18 protein-coding genes and 1 pseudogene are annotated in these 18,032 nt (G+C 69.0%); 13 read left to right on the top strand and 6 right to left on the bottom strand.

Translation table 11 applies throughout. The annotated features are described in order from the left end of the window. Positions 1-114 precede the first annotated feature (114 nt). Entirely contained in the window at positions 115-645 is a 531-nt protein-coding gene (locus FCU40_RS07980; protein WP_168074275.1) for a hypothetical protein, read from the top strand. Between the two features lie 222 nt (positions 646-867). Here the strand turns inward: FCU40_RS07980 and carB are convergent, their stop codons facing one another. Then, positions 868-4,167, bottom strand: a complete 3,300-nt coding sequence (gene carB / locus FCU40_RS07975) for a carbamoyl-phosphate synthase large subunit (protein ID WP_168074215.1) — start codon at positions 4,165-4,167, stop codon at positions 868-870. Between the two features lie 184 nt (positions 4,168-4,351). After that, a complete protein-coding gene (locus FCU40_RS07970) occupies positions 4,352-4,951 on the bottom strand; it encodes a DUF2306 domain-containing protein (protein WP_168074206.1) in 600 nt (199 codons plus the stop codon). Between the two features lie 106 nt (positions 4,952-5,057). Here FCU40_RS07970 and FCU40_RS07965 point away from each other — a divergent pair, with 106 nt between their 5' ends. After that, a complete protein-coding gene (locus tag FCU40_RS07965) occupies positions 5,058-5,819 on the top strand; it encodes a LytTR family DNA-binding domain-containing protein (RefSeq protein WP_168074204.1) in 762 nt (253 codons plus the stop codon). Here FCU40_RS07965 and FCU40_RS07960 read toward each other — a convergent pair. Further along, the gene (locus FCU40_RS07960; protein WP_168074195.1) at positions 5,773-6,987 is read right to left on the bottom strand and encodes a patatin-like phospholipase family protein; all 1,215 of its coding nucleotides are present in this window, start codon (positions 6,985-6,987) and stop codon (positions 5,773-5,775) included. The genes FCU40_RS07965 and FCU40_RS07960 overlap by 47 nt on opposite strands. A 115-nt stretch (positions 6,988-7,102) precedes the next feature. Here FCU40_RS07960 and FCU40_RS07955 point away from each other — a divergent pair, with 115 nt between their 5' ends. After that, complete coding sequence (locus FCU40_RS07955; RefSeq protein ID WP_168074193.1) at positions 7,103-7,270, top strand: hypothetical protein; 168 nt, start codon at positions 7,103-7,105, stop codon at positions 7,268-7,270. 227 nt (positions 7,271-7,497) lie between these two features. Here the strand turns inward: FCU40_RS07955 and FCU40_RS07950 are convergent, their stop codons facing one another. The 3 genes from FCU40_RS07950 to pgsA all read right to left on the bottom strand — a co-directional run bounded on the left by FCU40_RS07950 (position 7,498) and on the right by pgsA (position 10,564). Beyond that, positions 7,498-7,707, bottom strand: a complete 210-nt coding sequence (locus FCU40_RS07950) for a cold-shock protein (RefSeq protein ID WP_004622582.1) — start codon at positions 7,705-7,707, stop codon at positions 7,498-7,500. A 275-nt stretch (positions 7,708-7,982) separates the two neighbouring features. Next, a complete protein-coding gene (locus FCU40_RS07945) occupies positions 7,983-9,761 on the bottom strand; it encodes an SLC13 family permease (RefSeq protein WP_168074191.1) in 1,779 nt (592 codons plus the stop codon). Positions 9,762-9,952: 191 nt separating this feature from the next. Next, positions 9,953-10,564 carry a CDP-diacylglycerol--glycerol-3-phosphate 3-phosphatidyltransferase gene (pgsA, locus tag FCU40_RS07940; protein WP_004622584.1) on the bottom strand — a complete coding sequence of 204 codons (612 nt, stop codon included), beginning with the start codon at positions 10,562-10,564 and terminating at the stop codon, positions 9,953-9,955. A gap of 177 nt (positions 10,565-10,741) precedes the next feature. Here pgsA and FCU40_RS07935 point away from each other — a divergent pair, with 177 nt between their 5' ends. The 10 genes and pseudogenes from FCU40_RS07935 to FCU40_RS07895 all read left to right on the top strand — a co-directional run. Further along, entirely contained in the window at positions 10,742-12,412 is a 1,671-nt protein-coding gene (locus FCU40_RS07935; RefSeq protein ID WP_168074189.1) for a sensor histidine kinase, read from the top strand. Next, positions 12,412-13,299, top strand: a complete 888-nt coding sequence (locus tag FCU40_RS07930; RefSeq protein ID WP_168074187.1) for a kinase — start codon at positions 12,412-12,414, stop codon at positions 13,297-13,299. Before FCU40_RS07935 ends, FCU40_RS07930 begins: the two co-directional genes overlap by 1 nt. A 70-nt stretch (positions 13,300-13,369) precedes the next feature. Next, positions 13,370-13,813, top strand: coding sequence for a hypothetical protein (locus tag FCU40_RS07925; protein WP_168074185.1), 444 nt, complete (start codon positions 13,370-13,372; stop codon positions 13,811-13,813). A 75-nt stretch (positions 13,814-13,888) separates the two neighbouring features. Further along, complete coding sequence (locus tag FCU40_RS07920) at positions 13,889-14,551, top strand: glutathione S-transferase (RefSeq protein WP_168074183.1); 663 nt, start codon at positions 13,889-13,891, stop codon at positions 14,549-14,551. A 96-nt stretch (positions 14,552-14,647) separates the two neighbouring features. Then, positions 14,648-15,073 carry a VOC family protein gene (locus tag FCU40_RS07915; RefSeq protein ID WP_168074181.1) on the top strand — a complete coding sequence of 142 codons (426 nt, stop codon included), beginning with the start codon at positions 14,648-14,650 and terminating at the stop codon, positions 15,071-15,073. A gap of 207 nt (positions 15,074-15,280) precedes the next feature. Further along, complete coding sequence (gene greA / locus FCU40_RS07910) at positions 15,281-15,754, top strand: transcription elongation factor GreA (RefSeq protein WP_035017623.1); 474 nt, start codon at positions 15,281-15,283, stop codon at positions 15,752-15,754. 147 nt (positions 15,755-15,901) lie between these two features. Continuing rightward, positions 15,902-17,065, top strand: coding sequence for an ELM1/GtrOC1 family putative glycosyltransferase (locus tag FCU40_RS07905; protein ID WP_168074179.1), 1,164 nt, complete (start codon positions 15,902-15,904; stop codon positions 17,063-17,065). A gap of 45 nt (positions 17,066-17,110) precedes the next feature. Further along, positions 17,111-17,338: a hypothetical protein gene (locus FCU40_RS07900; RefSeq protein WP_168074177.1), complete on the top strand. Its 228-nt coding sequence runs from the start codon at positions 17,111-17,113 to the stop codon at positions 17,336-17,338. Then, positions 17,339-17,473 carry a hypothetical protein gene (locus FCU40_RS23520; protein ID WP_004622593.1) on the top strand — a complete coding sequence of 45 codons (135 nt, stop codon included), beginning with the start codon at positions 17,339-17,341 and terminating at the stop codon, positions 17,471-17,473. A gap of 99 nt (positions 17,474-17,572) precedes the next feature. Further along, positions 17,573-18,032: pseudogene (locus FCU40_RS07895) on the top strand (UDP-2,4-diacetamido-2,4,6-trideoxy-beta-L-altropyranose hydrolase); the annotation flags it as partial.

Genomic DNA, 18,032 nt, shown 5'->3' with positions numbered 1-18,032 from the left:
TTGCGACGCCTCTTGGTCGCGATGCCGCGAATTAATTACATCCGTAATTAGTTTATACTTGTAATTCCAAAATCCCTCACCAAGCTGCTGTCGACGGAGGACGGCGTGACCATCATGGATTTTGGAACGCGGACGACCCGGCGGCCTCTGACGCCCCTGGTCCTGTCGGCCGTCGCGGTCGTCGGGACGCTGACGGGGTTCCTGTTTACGGTGGTCGACCTAGCGCGGTTCGAGCACGACAACGCCTTCAAGCCCGCGCCGACACCGATCCAGCGCGCCCGCTACACGCCCGTGGCGCGCGGCGAGTGGCGTCAGGTAAGGGCGAACCTGGAAGCCAGGCTGAAGCAGCGCAGTCCGCTGGAGCTCGGCGCGGTGTGGGCCACCCGCACCGGCCAGATCTGCGGTTTGGTCAATGGCCGCGGCAGCTTCGGTGGGCTGACCGCCATGACCCGCTTCTACACGGTCGACCAGCGGCCGGTGTTCCACCAGGACGTCGAGCACGTCGCCTTCCAGAAGGCCTGGTTCGAGTGCCGCCGCGACCAATACGTGATGCTGCACGAAGGGACGATGGAGCCTGGCTTCTGCGGCACCGAGCTCGGGAAGCGGCGGTGCTATCTCGTGAAGAACGGGGCGCGGGTGGAGTGAGGGCTCCCGAGGCGACAACACGGCCTCCCTCTCTCGGGAGAGAGGGAGGGGCCCGCCGTGAAGCGGTGGGAGGGTGAGTGCGTACGACGCACCCAGGCTCGCCCCCAATCGCTCGCGACGCCCGACGGCCCAGTTCTGAACAGGTGAAACCACTCACCCTCCCATCCTGGCTAAGCCAGGATGGGCCCCTCCCTCTCTCAAAGAGAGAGGGATTTCAATAAGCTACTCCGCCGCATAGCTCTGCAGCGGACGCACGTCCAGGGCCTCGTCCGGCGCGCCGGCGATGGCCTGGGCGGCGGCCAGGGCGCCCGCCGACGTCGTGTAGTACGGCACCTTCATCATCAGGGCCGTGCGGCGGATCTCGAAGCTGTCCTCCAGGGCCTGCTTGCCCTCGGTGGTGTTGAACACCAGCTGAACGCCGCCGTTCTTCATCACGTCGACGATGTGCGGACGGCCTTCCAGCACCTTCTTGACGTAGTCGACCTCGACGCCCTGCTCGGCCAGATAGGCCCGGGTGCCCTCGGTCGACAGCACCTTGAAGCCGGCGGCCAGCAACAGCTTCACCGGCTCGACGATCCAGGGCTTGTCGCTTTCCTTGACCGAGACGAAGGCCGTGCCCTTGCGGGGCAGCTTCACGCCGCCGCCCAACTGGCTCTTGGCGAAGGCCCGGGCGAAGGCCGGAGCCATGCCCGTCTCCCCGTCGCGCTTCCAGTCCAGGCCCATGACCTCGCCGGTCGAGCGCATTTCCGGGCCCAGCACCGTGTCGACGCCGGCGAAGCGGGCGAACGGGAAGACCGCTTCCTTGACCGCGATGTGGTCGTAGGGGACGTCCTTCAGGCCGAAGCTGGCGAGCGGCTCGCCGGCCATGACCTTGGCGGCGATGGCGGCCACCGGCTGGCCGATGGTCTTGGCCACGAACGGCACCGTGCGCGAGGCGCGCGGGTTCACTTCCAGCACGTAGATGCGCGGGTTCTCGCCGTGCGGCTCCTCGATGGCGAACTGCACGTTCATCAGCCCACGGACGTTCAGGGCCAGGGCCATCTTCACGGTCTGGCGCTTCAGCTCCTCGACCGTCTCTGGCTTCAGCGAGAAGGGCGGCATCGAGCACGCCGAGTCGCCCGAGTGGACGCCGGCTTCCTCGATGTGCTCCAGCACGCCGGCCACGAACACGTCCTGGCCGTCGCACAGGGCGTCGACGTCCACCTCGGTGGCGCGGCTCAGATAGTGGTCCAAGAGGATCGGGTGCTCGAACGAGATCTCACCGGCGTTGGCGATGTAGCGTTCCAGGTGCTCGTGGTCGCGGATGATCTCCATGCCCCGGCCGCCCAGCACGTAGGACGGACGCATCACGAACGGGAAGCCGATCTTCTCGCCTTCGGCGCGGGCCTCTTCCCAGGTGCGGGCGATGGCGTTTTCCGGCTGGGCGATGTCGAGGCCGTTCAGCAGCTGCTGGAAGCGCTCGCGGTCCTCGGCCAGGTCGATGGCGTCGGGGCTGGTGCCCAGGATCGGCACGCCGGCCTCTTCCAGCGCGTGTGCCAGCTTCAGCGGCGTCTGGCCGCCGAACTGGACGATGACGCCGGCCAGCTCGCCCTTGCTCATCTCGACATGCAGCAGCTCCAGCACGTCCTCGGCCGTCAGCGGCTCGAAGTACAGGCGGTCGGAGGTGTCGTAGTCGGTCGAGACGGTCTCGGGGTTGCAGTTGACCATGATCGACTCGACGCCGATCTGGTCCAGCGCGAAGGCCGCGTGGCAGCAGCAGTAGTCGAACTCGATGCCCTGGCCGATCCGGTTGGGACCACCGCCCAGGATCACCGCCTTCTTGCGGTCGGACGGCGCGCTCTCGCACTCGGGGATCTGGCCCAGGGCCCCGGTCTCGTAGGTCGAGTACATGTACGGCGTCGAGGCCAGGAACTCGCCGGCGCAGCTGTCGATGCGCTTGAACACCGGGCGGACGGACAGCGCCTGACGGGCGGCGCGGACGGCGTTCTCGGTCTTGCCGGTCAGCTGGGCCAGGCGCTTGTCCGAGAAGCCTTGCGCCTTCAGGGCGCGGAAGGCGGCGGCGTCGGTCGGCAGGCCGCCGGCCTTCACCCAGCCTTCCTGGCGGACGATCTCGGCGATCTGGCGCAGGAACCAGGGCTCGTAGCTGCAGGCGGCGTTGACCTCTTCCACGGTCAGGCCGTGGCGGAAGGCCTGGGCGATGACGCGCAGGCGGTCGGGGGTCGGCGCGCCCAGGGCGCGGATCACCGCTTCCTTGCCGGTGTCCGGGTCATCGGCGCCGTGGATCTCGACCTCGTCGAAGCCGGCCAGGCCGGTCTCCAGGCCGCGCAAGGCCTTCTGGACGCTTTCCTTGAAGGTGCGGCCGATGGCCATCACCTCGCCGACCGACTTCATGGCCGTGGTCAGCAGGGGCTCCGAACCCGGATACTTCTCGAAGGCGAAGCGCGGGATCTTGGTGACGACGTAGTCGATGCTGGGCTCGAACGAGGCCGGGGTCGCGCCGCCGGTGATGTCGTTCTTCAGCTCGTCCAGGGTGTAGCCGACGGCCAGGCGGGCGGCGACCTTGGCGATCGGGAAGCCGGTGGCCTTCGAGGCCAGGGCGGAGCTGCGCGACACGCGCGGGTTCATCTCGATGACGACCATGCGGCCGTCCTTCGGGTTCAGGGCGAACTGGACGTTCGAGCCGCCGGTCTCGACGCCGATCTCGCGCAGCACGGCGATCGAGGCCGCGCGCATCCACTGGTATTCCTTGTCCGTCAGGGTCAGGGCCGGAGCGACGGTGATCGAGTCGCCGGTGTGCACGCCCATCGGGTCGATGTTCTCGATCGAGCAGACGATGATGCAGTTGTCCGCCGTGTCGCGGACGACCTCCATCTCGTATTCCTTCCAGCCCAGGACGCTCTCCTCGACCAGCACTTCCGTGGTCGGCGAGAGGTCGAGGCCGCGCTCGACGATCTCCTTGAACTCCTCGACATTGTAGGCGATGCCGCCGCCGGTGCCGGCCAGGGTGAAGGACGGGCGGATGATCGCCGGCAGGCCGACGAACTCGAGGCCCTCCATGGCCTCTTCCAGCGTGTGGCAGGCGCGCGAGCGGGGCGATTCCAGGCCCAGCTTGTCCATGGCGTCGCGGAACTTCTGGCGGTCCTCGGCCTTGTCGATGACCTCGGCCTTGGCGCCGATCATCTCGACGCCGAACTTGGCCAGCACGCCGTTGGCTTCCAGGGCCAGGGCGGTGTTCAGCGCGGTCTGGCCGCCCATGGTCGGCAGCAGCGCGTCGGGGCGCTCCTTCTCGATGATCTTGGCGACCATCTCCGGCGTGATCGGCTCGATATAGGTCGCGTCGGCCACGTCCGGATCGGTCATGATCGTGGCGGGGTTCGAGTTGACCAGGATGATCCGGTAACCCTCGGCGCGGAGAGCCTTACAGGCTTGCACGCCCGAATAGTCGAACTCACACGCCTGACCGATGACGATCGGGCCGGCGCCGATGATCAGGATCGAGGACAGGTCTGTTCTTTTGGGCATGGCTAACTCGCGCGAAGACACGGCCGCGCACAACCGCGCGCCCGCTGTCGAACCATCTTGCAGGTTAAGCCGCCCGTTTAGAGACGGAGTCGGCTCGGCGCAACCCCGCATCTTGGCGAGCGGTTAATGGGGGGTGGATATCCCTCTCTCTGGAGAGAGGGATTCTGAATTGACGCGGGCTCGCTTAGAGAGGCCCTCGCCGCTTCAGCCAGACCTCGGCCAGCAGCAGGTTCGGAACCCAGCACAGGAACGCGATCGCCCGGTAGGCGTCGAAGAACGGAATCGGTCCCAGGGCCGCGAACGGCAGGTAGAGCCGCAAGGTCACCGCCGCCAGCGTCAGGGCCATCGAGCGGATCATCCAGGCGCGATGCTCGGCGACGCGCCGCGCCAGCGCCATCCGCCAAGCCTGGACCGTGGTCGCCAGCCACGCCAGGGCCAAGAGGCCAAAGCCGGCCGTGGCGATCGGCCCGGCGGTCGAGCCGAACGCCAGGACGAGGCCGCCCATCCCCCCCGCCAGGCAGCCGGCCACATAGATCCGTCCCATCACCCGGTGAAGCCCCGGCCGCCGCGCGCGCAGGCCCGGCAGCACCTGGAACGGCGCGATCAGCAGGGCCGTCGCCGCCCCGGCGACATGCAGGTCCAGGAAGGGCCTGGTGAACAGATTGGCGACGACGTTGGGCGCCAGCGGCCCCACGTTCAGCGGATAGCGATAGGCCGTCAGCGCCACGACGAGGCTCAGCAGGGTCATCACCATCCAGGCGGGACGCGACAGGATCTTGGGCATGGCTTGGCTCCGGTTCGCGGCCGAGATTGCAAGGGCGGCGAGCGCACGCTACCCCAAGCCCGTGAGCGGCGCCCATTCTGCGCGAACGGCGCCGGGGCGGAGGGACATGCACTTCTCGGACGGTCGACCGCTGCGCCGCCTGGCCATCGATCTGGCGCTGTTGACGGCGCTGGGCTTGGTGCTGGCGGTCCTGGCGCCGTTCGACACCTCGAAACTGCCCCTGTCCGACCGCGCCGCCTACTGGCTCGAGAGCATCGTCGGCGGCGGCCTGATCGGCGTCGTCATCGACGAGCTGATCGGCCGGCGGCTGGACGGCTTCTGGCGACGCCTGCTGGTCGTCGTCACCCTGATGACGCCGCTGGTCGTGGTGCTGGTCGGCGTCCTGGACATGCAGACCAACCATCGCTTCAGGGCGCCGCCGATCCTGTGGTGGCGGGTCTGGGTGATCAGCGGCCTGGTCATGGCCGTGCGGATCCTGGCCTGGCGCAAGCCTCCCGCCCCGCCGCGGCTGGTCGAGACCCGCGTCGTCGTCGCCCCGCCCCTGCCCGAGGCCGAGGCCGCTTTTCGCCAGAGACTGTCCGCCAGGCGGCGCGCGGCCCGGCTGATCGCCGTCGAGGCGCACGACCACTATCTGCGGGTCCACACCGACGCGGGACAGGAGCTGCTGACGCTGCGCTTCTCGGACGCCGTGGCCGAACTGGCCGGCGCGCACGGCTTCCAGGTCCATCGCTCGTGGTGGGTGGCGGCCGACGCGATCGAGGGAGTCAGCTGGCGGCGCGGCGCGGGAGACCTGCGCCTGGCCGGCGATCTGATCGCGCCGGTCAGCCGCCGACACGCGCCTGTGCTGCGGGCGGCGGGCTGGGCGTAGCGGCCGCGCGCGTCGCCTTGACCTCGGCCGACGGATCCGTCGGCGAGACCCAGGCGGTTCCGGTCTTGCCCAGCTTGTAGCCCAGGGCGAACAGCGAGCGCAGGCTGCGCGCCGAGAAGTCCAGGCCCGAGAAGTCGCCCTGGGCGTCGTCCGGGATGGCCGTGTACTCGAAGACCCCGCCGTTGCGGCGCGTGAAGGCGGCGTTGGCGGTCAGGTGGGTGCGCATCTGGGCCTTGTTCATGGCGATCCACGAGCGGCCCAGGATCGACAGGGCGTCGCCCTTGGTGAAGCCGAAGCCGCCGTCGATCTGGCCGTTGACGATCACCCGCACCTCGCCCGGCCCCGACTTGTCGCGGCCCGGCAGGATCGACAGCAGCAAGGCCTCGGGCGCGATGAAGAACGGCGTGGTCACGCTGCCGTCGACATGCATCTCCGACAGCTTGCGATTGGCGCCCTGGACCTCGATCAGGCTGGGCGGGAAGACGCCCGGAATGCTGGCCGAGGCCACCAGCACCTGGCGGAACAGCTGCAGGGCCGCGTCGTCGCCGCGCGCGGCGATGGCCCCCATGTCCCAGATCACCGTCTGCTCGGTGTCGAGATTGGTCGTGGCGATCAGCAGCCGCCGCCCCTTGGCGTTCTCCAGGGCCACCGCGTACAGCATCGGGTAGTCGACATACTTGTCGACCAGCTGGCGCAGCGCGTGGTTGCGGAAGATGCTGGGCGTGAAGAACAGGTCCAGCCCGCGCTTTTGCAGGATGCGGTCGACGGCGTCGCTGGTGTAGGCCTGGGTCAGGCGCCGGTCCCAGTCCTTGCCCAGGAAGGCGAAGGGCGCGGTCAGGGCGCCGGTCGAGACCCCGGTGACAATGTCGAATTCCGGCCGGGTTCCGGCGTCGGACCAGCCGACCAGAAGACCCGCCCCGTAGGCGCCGTTCGAGCCGCCCCCCGAGATCGCCAGCACATTGACCTTGCGCCCCGCGGTGCGGTCGTGGACGCCCTGGGCGAACTTCAGGCTGGCCTCCGGATCGACCGCGCTGAAGCGCACGTCGGCCAGGCCGCTGGGCGCGACCGATCCCAGGTCGGAGGCCGTGAAGGCGTCGCGCGGCAGGGTGCCGCACGCCGAAAGGACGAGGGCCAGGGTCAGGGCGGCGAAGGCGCGAAGGCCGCGCATGGGGCGTCTCCGGGTTCGCGGCGATGATTAGCCAAGTTGACCCTTTAGGGGAATGACCCGTCTTGCCAAGGCCATAATTTGCGAGTCATTCTCAATATTAGAAATGGAGTCGATCATGGTCGTCAGGACGACGGGCGCCGAGGCCCTGGCCTCGATGATGCGGGCCGAACACGCGCGGCGCGCGGGCTGGCTGGAAGACTTCGCCTGGCTGCTGCACGGCCCGACCGACCCGGACGTGGTCGACGACGCCGAGCCCTCGCCCTGGCCGCTGGCGGCGGAGTAGCGACGGCTGGGGGCGGGAGACAGATCCTCCCCCGCGACGCGGGGGAGGTGGCCCAGAGGGCCGGAGGGGGCGAGCTGGGCATAGGCCGCATTGGCCCCCTCAGTCACTTCGTGACAGCTCCCCCGCGACGCGAGGGAGCAGAATGAACGGACGCCCCCCCAAACGAAAACAGGCCAGCGCGGGCGCTGGCCTGTTCCATTGAGCTCGGGCTCGGAGGCGAGGACCGATTAGGCCGCTTGCAGCTGGCCGGCCGAGGTCTTGCCGCTGCGGCGGTCGACTTCGGGCTCGTAGGAGATCTTCTGGCCTTCGTTCAGCGAACCCAGGCCCGCGCGCTCGACGGCCGAGATGTGGACGAAGATGTCCGAACCGCCGTTGTCGGGTTGGATGAAGCCGAAGCCCTTGGTGGAATTGAACCACTTCACGGTGCCGGTAGCCATTTTCAAAGTATCCTTATAGGCGTGAGTGTTCGTCGCCCGAAACGCGTCGGACCGACGATCAAATTTCGTTGGAAGTTCGGTTGGCGCGTCCGGCGCTCCACGGTGGGGAGCAAGGAATAGCAGGCCGATCGGCAGCGAATTCGATGCCTCATAGGCCAGGATTATTTTCCAGAAATCAAGGGAATAATTTGACGTCTACTGTTCGCGACCTTCGGTCGCGGCCTTGAATTCGCTCGAATGTCCAGGCGGGCCGGCGTTTCGACGGCCCCGCTCCCCTATCGCAACGGCCAGACCCACAGGATCAGCCAGGGCGCGATCAGCAGGATCAGCGCCGTCAGCGGCGCGCCCAGACGGGCGTAGTCGCCGAACCGATAGCCGCCCGGCCCCATCACCAGGGTGTTGCACTGATGGCCGACCGGCGTGAGGAAGTCGCAACCCGCTCCCACAGCCACGGCCATCAGGAACGGGTCGGGATTCAGTCCAAGCCGTTGGGCCAGGCCCAGCCCGATCGGCGCGGCGATCAGCACGGTGGCGGCGTTGTTCAGGAACGGCGTGGCGGCCATGGCGACCGCCATGATCGCCGTCAGGGTGGCGATCGGCGGCAGGCCGTGGAAGGCGCCCGACAGCCAGCCGGCGATCAGATCGGCGCCCCCGGTCTTCTGCACCGCGTCGCTGACCGGGATCAGGGCCGCGACCAGGATCAGCACCGGCGGCTCCAGCGCCGCATAGGCCTCGCGCATCTTCAGCGCCCCGCAGGCCACCACCAGCACCGCGGCGGCGAAGAACCCCACCGCCACGGGGACCAGTCCCGTGGCCACCGCCGCCATGGCGGCCGCCAGGATCGCCGCCGGCAGGATCGCGTGGCGCACGCCGCCCAACCGCACCTCGCGCTCGGCCAGCGGCAGGCAGCCTAGGGCCTCCAGCACGCCCGGCAAGGTCCCCTCCGAGCCTTGCAGCACGATCAGGTCGCCAGCCTTCAGCCGCATGGTCGCCAGGCGCCCCGGCAGGCGCTGGCCGCCGCGGCTGACGCCCAGCAGGTTGACGCCGTGCGCGTGGTTCAGCGACAGGCTGCGGGCGGACTGACCCACCAAGTCGGAGTCGCCGGAGATCACCGCCTCGACCACACGCACCTCCTCGGTGGGCTCGTTCATCACCACCGGCCGGTCGGCGTCGCGCAGACGCAGCTTCGCCTTGACGATCAGCTGGTCCAGGGCCTGCTGCTCGCCTTCCAGCAACAGCAGATCGCCCGGCTGGACGCCTTGGTTGGCGTGCGGGTCGGCCACGCGGCGGCCGTCGCGCAGCAGGGCCACGACGCTAACCTCGCCCTCGCCCGCCCGCTTGAGGTCAGCGATGCGGCCACGCTCGAAGCGCCAGCCGTCGGGAACCTCGACCTCGGTGACATAGGCCTTGGCGGCAAGGGCGGCGTCGACGTCGATCGCGGCCTGGCGGTCCTTGGGCAGCAGGCGGTAGGCGAAGGCCAGATAGGCCACGGCGATCACGGTCAGGGTCGCGCCGACCGGCGTGAAGTCGAACATCCGAAACGGCTTGCCCAGGGCCTGCTGGCGGATTTCGGAGACGATGATGTTGGGCGAGGTGCCAACCAGCACGGCCAGGCCGCCGACCAGCGAGCCGAACGACATCGGCATCAGCAGGCGTCCGGGCGATACGCCGGTGCGGCGAGCCAGCTGCAGGGCGCTGGGCAGCATCAAGGCCAGGGCCCCGACGTTCTTGGTGGCCATCGACAGCACGGCGGTCGCGCCGGCCAGGACCGGAACCTGGGCGCGCTCGTCCTTCAGCCGGGGCAGCAGCGGCGCCATCAGGAGATCGACGATCCCCGACCGCGCGACGGCGGCGCTCAGCACCAGGGCGCTGGCGATGATGACCACGATGTCGTTGGCGAAGCCCTCGAACGCGTCCTTGACCGGGATCAGCCCGCTGATCACCCCCACGGCCAGCGAGGCCAGGGCGATCAGGTCATAGCGCCAGCGCCCCCAGACGAAGGCGGCGATGGTCACGACGATCAGGCCGAAAGCCAGGCCTTGATGCAAGGTCACGTGTGGAGGTCCCCGGAAGCGTTACGGCTGGGGAACGGCTGCCCGCGCGATCTGGTTCAACCTCGCTCTAGTTTCCAGTTTTCGCATCGCTTTAGCGGAAAACCGGCGTCCACTTTTCCGCGCGATGCTCTCGATACCAGTTTTCGCATCGCTTTAGCGGAAAACCGGCGTCCACTTTTCCGCGCGATGCTTTACGTCAGCGCCTTGCGCGCGGCTTCCCAGTACTGGGCCCCAGTGATCAGGGTCACGCCGGTGGCCGCCCAGAGCAGGAATTGCGCCAAGACGGTGAAGCCGCCCACCACGCCGGGGTCCGGCGGCAGGCCGAACGCGCCCCATGAGGCCAGGATCATCTCGGCGCCGATGGCCACCAGCTGCAGGGTGGTCTTCCACTTGGCCAGCAGGGTCACCGGCAGCTTGACGCCCTTGCCCGCCCCGACCTCGCGCAGCGCGCTGACCGTGAATTCGCGGAACAGGATCAGGCCGGCCGGCAACACCACGCCACTGTTCGAGCCCAGGGCCAGCAGGCCCAAGAGGGCGCCGCAGACCAGGATCTTGTCGCCGATCGGATCCAGGATCGCGCCCCAGACGCTGACCGCGTCCAGCTTGCGGGCCAGCCAGCCGTCGAAGAAGTCAGTCACCGAGGCGATGACGAAGGCGTAGAACGCCCAGCGCTCCAGGCGCAGCTGACTTTGAACGTCGATGGACAGGCCGGGCACGACGCCGGCCGCGGCCGCCATCGCCACGAACATGAACAGCGCCATCACCAGGCGCGAGCCGGTCAGGATGTTGGGCAGGTTCTTCATGCGCGTCTCATAACGCACAACACCCCCGCAAGGATACGGTTCAGCTGATCGGGCGATCGCTCCGCTTCAGGTCTTCGTGGAAAACGATGGATTTTTGAGACGCTGGACACGACTCGCTTCGATATACAGAGGGAATCGGGGCGATCAGGTTCTGGCCATGGCGGGTCTAGCGGGGGCATGAGACCAGTGGAACGAAACGATCCGCGGGCGGGACGCCGGGTCGGTTCGGTCCGTGGCCGGCTGGTCCTGCTGACCGTCAGCCTGCTGGTTCCGGCCCTTCTGTCGATGGGCTTTCTGCTGGCCAGCGTCGACCGTGAGTCCCGGGGCCAACTCTATCAGCAGCTGTCGACCACCGCCCGGGCGCTGTCCGGCGCCGTCGACCGCCAGGCCGGCGTCGGCGTTTCGGTGGTCGAGACCCTGGCGACCGACCCGGCCCTGCTGGGGGGCGACCTGGCCGGCTTCCATGCCCGAGCCCGCGCCGCCATGCTCTCGCGGCCCGGCTGGATCGCGCTGACCGACGGCGACGGCCAGGAGGTGCTCAACACGCTGAAGCCCTATGGCGCGCCGCTGCCGCGCGTCCAGATTTCGCGCAACGAGACCGGCGCCTATCAGCCGGGTCGCGGGCGGATCTCCGACCTGCTGACCAGCCCCGTGGCCGGAAAGCCGGTGATCACCGTCGACGCGCCGATCGTGATCAAGGGACGCTTCTATGTGCTGTCCTACGTCGTCGACGCGGCGTCCTTCACCTCGGTGTTCCGCCAGCAGCGCGTGCCCGAGCGCTGGGTCGCGACCCTGCTGGACAACAATCTGCGGGTCGTCGCCCGATCTCGGCTGAACGATCGGTTCACCGGCGTCGCGGCCACCGGGGCGATCGTGGGCCGCCTTCGCGATTCCACCGAGGGCGTGGTCAAGACGCGGTCGTTCGAGCATGTGCCGATCACCAACGCCTATGTCCGCTCGTCCCAGACCGGCTGGACCCTGGTGGTGGGCATTCCGGAGGCGGATCTCACCAACACCATCAATCGCTCGGTGGCGGTGGTGACGGGGATCTTCCTGGCTCTGCTGATCCTCGGGGTCGCGCTGTCCCTGGCCTATGCGCGACGCATCAATGACGAGATCGACCGGCTGGTCTCGGACGCCGCCATGATCGGGCGCGGCGAGCTGCTGCCCGAAGCCCCGCCCGGCGGGCTGGAGGAGATCGCCGCCGTCCACGCCGCCCTGCGCGAGACCTCGCGCGAGCTGAAGGCCCGCGAGGAGCGGCAGGCGGTGATGATCAACGAGCTGAACCACCGGGTGAAGAACACCCTGGCCACGGTGCAGGCCCTGGCCCGCCAGAGCTTCGCCAAGGTCGACAAGGCGCCGCTGGAGGTTTTCACCGAACGGCTGATCGCGCTCTCCGGCGCCCACGACCTCTTGACCCGCACGGGCTGGCGCGAGGCCGACATGGGCCAGTTGATCGAGGCCAGCATCGGGGCCCACGGCGACCGGATCGACCGCGCGGGACCGTCGGCGGCGCTGTCGCCGCACACGGCCGTCAGCCTCTCGATGGTGTTCCACGAACTGGCCACCAACAGCGCCAAGTACGGCGCCCTGTCCGCGCCTGGCGGGCGGGTCGGCCTGACCTGGGCCATCGATCCGGACAGCGGAAACCTGACGTTCACGTGGCGCGAGACCGGCGGACCGCCCGTCAACGCGCCGACCACCCTCGGCTTCGGCGTCCGCCTGATCGAAAGCTCGATCCGGCGCGAGCAGAAGGGTGAGGCCCGCTTCGACTTCCGTCCCGAAGGCCTGGTGTTCCAGGCTTCCCTGCCCCTCCCCCGGCAGGACCGCTGGAGCAACAGCTTCTGATGCGGGACGAGGCCGCGCTGATCGCCGAATTCGCGCGAGACGAGCGCCTTCCGCCCGCCTTCTCCGATCTGGCCGCCCGCCTGCACCGGCCTCTGGCGGCCCGGATCGCGGCCTGGACGGCGACGGCCGAACGCCGGCCGCTGGTCGTCGGCGTCTGCGGCCCGCAGGGCTCGGGCAAGTCGACCCTGACCGCCTTGCTGGCCTGGCTGCTGGAGGCCCGGGACCTGCGCGGCGCCGTGCTGTCGATCGACGACCTCTATCTGTCCCACGCCGCGCGCCAGGCCCTGGCCCGGGAGGTCCATCCGCTGCTGGCCACGCGGGGCGTTCCCGGCACGCACGACCCGGCCCTGGGCGTCGCCGTGCTGGAGGCCCTTGGCCAACACGGGCCCGTCGTCCTGCCCCGCTTCGACAAGGCGCGCGACGACCCCGCGCCGGAAGCCGAGCGGCCGGTGTTCGACGGCCCCGCCGATATCGTACTGCTGGAAGGCTGGTGCGTCGGCGCCCGGCCGCAGCCGGCGCCCTTGCTGGCGGACCCGATCAACCGCCTGGAGCGCGAGGAAGACGCCGACGGGCTGTGGCGCGGCTACGCCAACGCCGCCCTGGCCGGGCCCTATCGCTCCCTGTTCCAGCGCCTGGATCGCCTGGTGCTGCTGCTGGCCCCGGACTTCGAGGTCGTGCGCCGCTGGCGAGGCCAGCAGGAAGAGCGCCTGCGCCAGCGCCTCATCGCCCAGGGTCGCGATCCGGCCCTGGCCATGGACGAGACCCAGCTGGACCGTTTCGTCGCCCACTACGAACGCCTGACCCGCTGGATCGCCGAGGACCTGCCCGCCGCGGCCGACGTCGTCCTGCGCCTGGACGCCGAACGACGGCCGGCGGAAACCTTTTAAGGCCAAGCTTGGCCTTCTCTTTCGGCGCCAAGGCTTGTATCCGGACGGGCAGAAGCTCGAGGAGCGTCCCGTGACCTACACCGACGACGAGGTCGCCCTGCTCGCCGAGCGCCTGCTGGACCGCAGCCTGCCCAAGGATCAGTGGACCCACGCCGCCCACCTGACCGCCACTCTGCGCCTGGTCCGGACGCGCGATCGGGACCTGGAGCGCGATCTGCCGGACATCATCCGCGCCTACAACGTCGCGGTCGGCGGGGTGAACGACGACGCGAGCGGCTATCACGAGACCATCACCCAGGCCTATCTGGCCGCCATCCGCGCCTTCGCGGCCGCCCTGCCGCCGGGCGTGTCCGATGGCGAGGCCGCCGCGCGCCTGCTGGCGACGCCGCTGGGCGACAAGGCCTGGCCGCTGAGCCACTGGTCGCGGGATCGGCTGTTCAGCGTCGAGGCTCGTCGCGGCTGGGTCGACCCCGACCTCGCGCCCTTGGCCCATCCGCCCGCCCGAGGGGTTTGACCGCGCCAAGCCTTGCCGAAGGCGCGGCGGGCGATCATCGTTCGCGGCGTCTCCTCCGCACAGGGAAAGCGCCAGATGATCGTCGTCCATCACCTGAACAACTCGCGCAGCCAGCGGGTGCTCTGGCTCCTCGAGGAGCTGGGACTGCCCTACGAGATCAAGCGTTACGAGCGCGATCTCAAGACCATGCTGGCCCCGCCCGAGCTGAAGGCGATCCATCCGCTGGGCAAGTCGCCGGTGATCACCGACGGCGACACTGTGGTCGCCGAGACCGGCGCCATCGTCGAATACATCCTCGAGACCCACGGCCAGGGACGGCTGATCCCCCCGGCGGGCGCGCCCGAGCGGCTGCGCTATACCTATTGGCTGCACTATGCCGAGGGCTCGGCCATGACGCCGCTGCTGCTGAAGCTGGTGTTCGGCGCCCTGCCCGACCGCTCGCCGGGTCTGATGAAGGGCCTGGTCAAGATGATCTCGGCCCGCGCCCAGGCCGGCTTCGTCGACCCGCAGATCAAGCTGCACGTCGACTACTGGGAGGCGGAGCTCTCCAAGTCCGAATGGTTCGCCGGGCCCGAACTGACCGGCGCCGACATCATGATGAGCTTTCCGCTGGAAGCCGGCGCGGCGCGCGGCGGGGCGGCGTCCCGGCCCCATGTCAAGGCGTTCCTGGACCGCATCCACGCCCGCCCGGCCTACCAGCGCGCGCTCGAGCGCGGCGGCCCCTACGCCTACGCCTGACAGGTTTGGACGAAGGCTGCTGACAGTCCTGGGCGCCTGGGCATGAAAGCGTCGTCGTGCTCCGCTACCGTAGCGGAAACGCCAGGGAGAGACGCCATGAAGATCGTCACCAGCCTCAGCTTCAAGGGCGAATGCCGCGCGGCGTTCGACTTCTACGCCCAGGCGCTGGGCGGCAAGGTCACCGCCGCCCACCCGTTCGGCGAAGGCCCGCCCGACATGCCGGTTGATCCGAAATACAAGGATTGGCTGATGCACGCCTGGCTGGAGGTCGGCGACCAGGCGATCATGGGCGCGGACATGCCGCCCGAATTCGCCCCCAATATCGACAAGCCCAAGAACGGCTTCGACGTCACCTATCACACCGACGATCCCGTCGAGGCCCGCCGCGTGTTCGACGCCTTGTCGGACGGCGGCAAGGTCGGGACGCCCTTCGCCGAGACCTTCTGGTCCCCCGGCTACGGCAGCCTGACCGACAGGTTCGGCATCCCGTGGATGATCAACACGACGCCCAAGCAGGCTTAGGTCGGGCCGAGCTCAAGCCCGCTCGAACCCGTCTGGAAAACGCCTGTCCGGCCCGGAACATGAGTTCTCGCCGGACAGGCCCGTTCCCCAGGGCCAAGCTCGACCCCTTGCGTATCCTGAACGGGGCGCCTATCCTCCCAGCCCCCGGTTGTGAGCGCCCGCGACTGGAAGTCCTCTCCTCCCAAGGCGTCCGAGCTAAAATCCGCAATGGAAAAAGTGCCGATGACCGTCGTGGGGTATCAAACCCTCGACGAAGAACTGAAGCGTTTGAAGACCGTCGAACGGCCAGCCGTGATCGCGGCCATCGCCGAGGCCCGCTCGCACGGCGACCTGTCGGAAAACGCCGAGTACCATGCCGCCAAGGAGCGTCAGGGCTGGATCGAAGGCCAGATCGCCGAGATCGAGGACAAGATCGCTCGCGCGCAAGTCATCGACGTGTCTAAGCTCTCGGGCAAGCAGGTGAAGTTCGGCGCCACCGTGTCGGTGGTCGACGAGGACACCGAGGAAGAGGCGCGCTACCAGATCGTGGGCGACCACGAGGCCGACGTGAAGTCGGGCCGCATCTCGCTGTCGTCGCCGCTGTCGCGCGCGATGATCGGCAAGGAAGTCGGCGAGGTGGTCGAGGTCAATACGCCCGGCGGCGTCAAGGCCTACGAAATCCTCAAGGTGGAGTGGCTGTAGGGTCCGCCCTGGAGCCTGTTTGGGGCGCGTTCGAGCGGTTCAGCCGCTCACGTTCAAACCTGACGCGCCCTAGCTACGCCATGAATTAGGGTTCAATGGAGCGAGGTCGCCTTTCGGGCGGCCTTGTTTCGTTTGCGGAAAGACGCTTTGACCCAGGTTGGCAAGCTTCCCTCGGCGGACCGTCCCCTGCGGATTTGGGCCGTGTCCGACGGCCGCGCCGGCATCGAGGCCCAGGTCGTGGGCCTGTCGGACGCGATCGCGCGCCTGGTCCCCTGCGAGATCACGGTCAAGCGCGTGGGCTGGAAGGGCCGCACGGGCCGCCTGCCCTGGTGGCTGAACCTGCTGCCCCGGCGCTGGATGACGCCGGACAGCGGCATACCGCGCGGCAAGGGCGAGGACTGGCCCGACCTGTGGATCGCCGCCGGCCGCGCCACCCTGCCGCTGTCGATCCGCGCCAGGCGCTGGTCGGGCGGCAAGACCTATGTCGTCCAGATCCAGGATCCGCGCGTGCCGCCGCAGATGTTCGACCTGGTCATTCCCCCCCGGCACGACCGCCTGAGCGGCGACAACGTCTTCCCGATCACCGGCTCGCCGCACCGGGTGACGCCCGCGCGGCTGGCGACCGAATACCAGGCCTTCAAGGCCCTCATCGATCCCCTGCCCCGCCCGCGCGTGGCGGTGCTGGTCGGCGGCAAGTCCAAGGCCTTCGACCTCTCCAGCGAACGCGCGGCCCAGATCGCCCACGCGATTCAGATCCCGCTGGAGCAGGACGGCGGCGCGCTGCTGATGACCTTCTCGCGGCGCACGCCCGAGCCGGCCCGCGCCCTGATGGCCGCCCGGCTGCGCCACCTGCCCGGCCTGATCTGGCCCGACGGCGCGGGCGCGGACCCGGGCCAGAACCCCTATTTCGCCTTCCTGGCCGCCGCCGACTACATCCTCGTCACCGAGGACTCGACCAACATGGCCACCGAAGCGGCCTCGACCGGCAAGCCGGTCTTCGTGCTGAAGATGGACGGCCAGAGCCTGAAGTTCCGCCTGTTCCACGAGGAGCTGGAAGACCTGGGCGCGGCCCGGCCCTATGGCGGGGCCTTCCACGGCTGGACCTACGCGCCCGTCAACGAAACCGACCGCGCGGCCCGCGAGGTGCTGCGGCGGATCGGGGTCGAGGTTCCCGAGCCGCCGGTCGAGACGCCGGCGGTCGAGGCCCCGAAGCCCAAGCGCAAGCCAAGAGCGAAGAAGGTCGAGACGACGGACGAAACCTCGCCCGTTCCCAAGCCCCGGAAGCCCCGCGCGACCAAGGCGAAAGCCTGATTTTTACGCTTTGCGGCGCGCGAATGTTCGCGTTATGTTCGCCCCATGATTGAGCCGCCGACCTATCCGCCGCCCGGCAAGGCCGCGCGCAACGAACAGCGCAAGGCCCTGGCGTCGACGTGCAACGCTTCGTCCGTGGCCTTCCTCGGCGGAGCGTTTCTTCAGCCCTTGGTGGCGGGCCACGCCAATCCGTGGCTGTTCTACGGGGCGATGGTGAGCTTTCTTGCCCTGCAAGGCGCGCTGCACTACGTTCTCTATCGCGTGGAGGACTAGATGGATCCTTTCGTCCGGCTTTTCTTGATCCTCTGGTTCGCGGTCGGCGGCGCCTTCGCCATCCACTGGTTTTTCATGCGCGGCTATGCTCGCGAAAAGAAGCAACAGCAGCGCGAGCGGACACCCACGCTCTAGACGTCATATTCTTCGAGCGACATTCGCCGGACGGCCCTTCGTCGGGATCGTCTCGGCCGCCTCCGACCGGCCCGAGGACGACAGCGGCGATCCACGCGCATGACCCGGCAAGCCAGACCCAGACTCCTCTTCATCTGCGCCGCCGGGCCCACGGTGGGCGGCGGGCACGTCATGCGGTCCCTGACCCTGGCCCAGGCCCTGGAAGCGCGCGGCGCGGCCTGCGCGTTCAAGGCGACGCCCGAGGTCGGCCACGTGCTGGAGGCCTTCGCCCCCGACGCGGTCCGCGCCGAGCGCGACGACGGCTTCGACGCCCTGGTGTTCGACCACTACGGCCTGGCCGCGCCCGACCACCGCGCCCGCGCGCGAGGCCGGCCGAGCCTGGTGATCGACGACCTGGCCGACCGGCCCTTGGCGGCGGATCTGGTGCTGGACTCGGGACCGACGCGGGCCGACGCCGACTATGCCGGGCTGGTCCCGGAGGGCGCGCGACTGCTGCTGGGCCCCAGCTTCGCGCCGGTGCGGCCGGCCTTCGCGGCCCTGAGCGCGGAGGCCCTGGCGC

Source organism: Caulobacter sp. SSI4214, from assembly GCF_012184455.1.
GTDB lineage: Bacteria > Pseudomonadota > Alphaproteobacteria > Caulobacterales > Caulobacteraceae > Caulobacter > Caulobacter vibrioides_E.
This window is presented reverse-complemented; position numbering and strand designations above follow the sequence as displayed.

What these genes read in the sequence shown, in the direction of transcription:
- FCU40_RS07955 (WP_168074193.1), top strand. Translation starts at nt 7,103, where the DNA reads ATGGTCGTCAGGACGACGGGCGCCGAGGCCCTGGCCTCGATGATGCGG.
- greA (WP_035017623.1), top strand. Translation starts at nt 15,281, where the DNA reads ATGGAAAAAGTGCCGATGACCGTCGTGGGGTATCAAACCCTCGACGAA.
- FCU40_RS07935 (WP_168074189.1), top strand. Translation starts at nt 10,742, where the DNA reads ATGAGACCAGTGGAACGAAACGATCCGCGGGCGGGACGCCGGGTCGGT.
- FCU40_RS07950 (WP_004622582.1), bottom strand. Translation starts at nt 7,707, where the DNA reads ATGGCTACCGGCACCGTGAAGTGGTTCAATTCCACCAAGGGCTTCGGC.
- FCU40_RS07930 (WP_168074187.1), top strand. Translation starts at nt 12,412, where the DNA reads ATGCGGGACGAGGCCGCGCTGATCGCCGAATTCGCGCGAGACGAGCGC.
- FCU40_RS07920 (WP_168074183.1), top strand. Translation starts at nt 13,889, where the DNA reads ATGATCGTCGTCCATCACCTGAACAACTCGCGCAGCCAGCGGGTGCTC.
- FCU40_RS07965 (WP_168074204.1), top strand. Translation starts at nt 5,058, where the DNA reads ATGCACTTCTCGGACGGTCGACCGCTGCGCCGCCTGGCCATCGATCTG.
- FCU40_RS07980 (WP_168074275.1), top strand. Translation starts at nt 115, where the DNA reads ATGGATTTTGGAACGCGGACGACCCGGCGGCCTCTGACGCCCCTGGTC.
- carB (WP_168074215.1), bottom strand. Translation starts at nt 4,167, where the DNA reads ATGCCCAAAAGAACAGACCTGTCCTCGATCCTGATCATCGGCGCCGGC.
- FCU40_RS07900 (WP_168074177.1), top strand. Translation starts at nt 17,111, where the DNA reads ATGATTGAGCCGCCGACCTATCCGCCGCCCGGCAAGGCCGCGCGCAAC.
- FCU40_RS07915 (WP_168074181.1), top strand. Translation starts at nt 14,648, where the DNA reads ATGAAGATCGTCACCAGCCTCAGCTTCAAGGGCGAATGCCGCGCGGCG.
- FCU40_RS07970 (WP_168074206.1), bottom strand. Translation starts at nt 4,951, where the DNA reads ATGCCCAAGATCCTGTCGCGTCCCGCCTGGATGGTGATGACCCTGCTG.
- FCU40_RS23520 (WP_004622593.1), top strand. Translation starts at nt 17,339, where the DNA reads ATGGATCCTTTCGTCCGGCTTTTCTTGATCCTCTGGTTCGCGGTCGGC.
- pgsA (WP_004622584.1), bottom strand. Translation starts at nt 10,564, where the DNA reads ATGAAGAACCTGCCCAACATCCTGACCGGCTCGCGCCTGGTGATGGCG.
- FCU40_RS07960 (WP_168074195.1), bottom strand. Translation starts at nt 6,987, where the DNA reads ATGCGCGGCCTTCGCGCCTTCGCCGCCCTGACCCTGGCCCTCGTCCTT.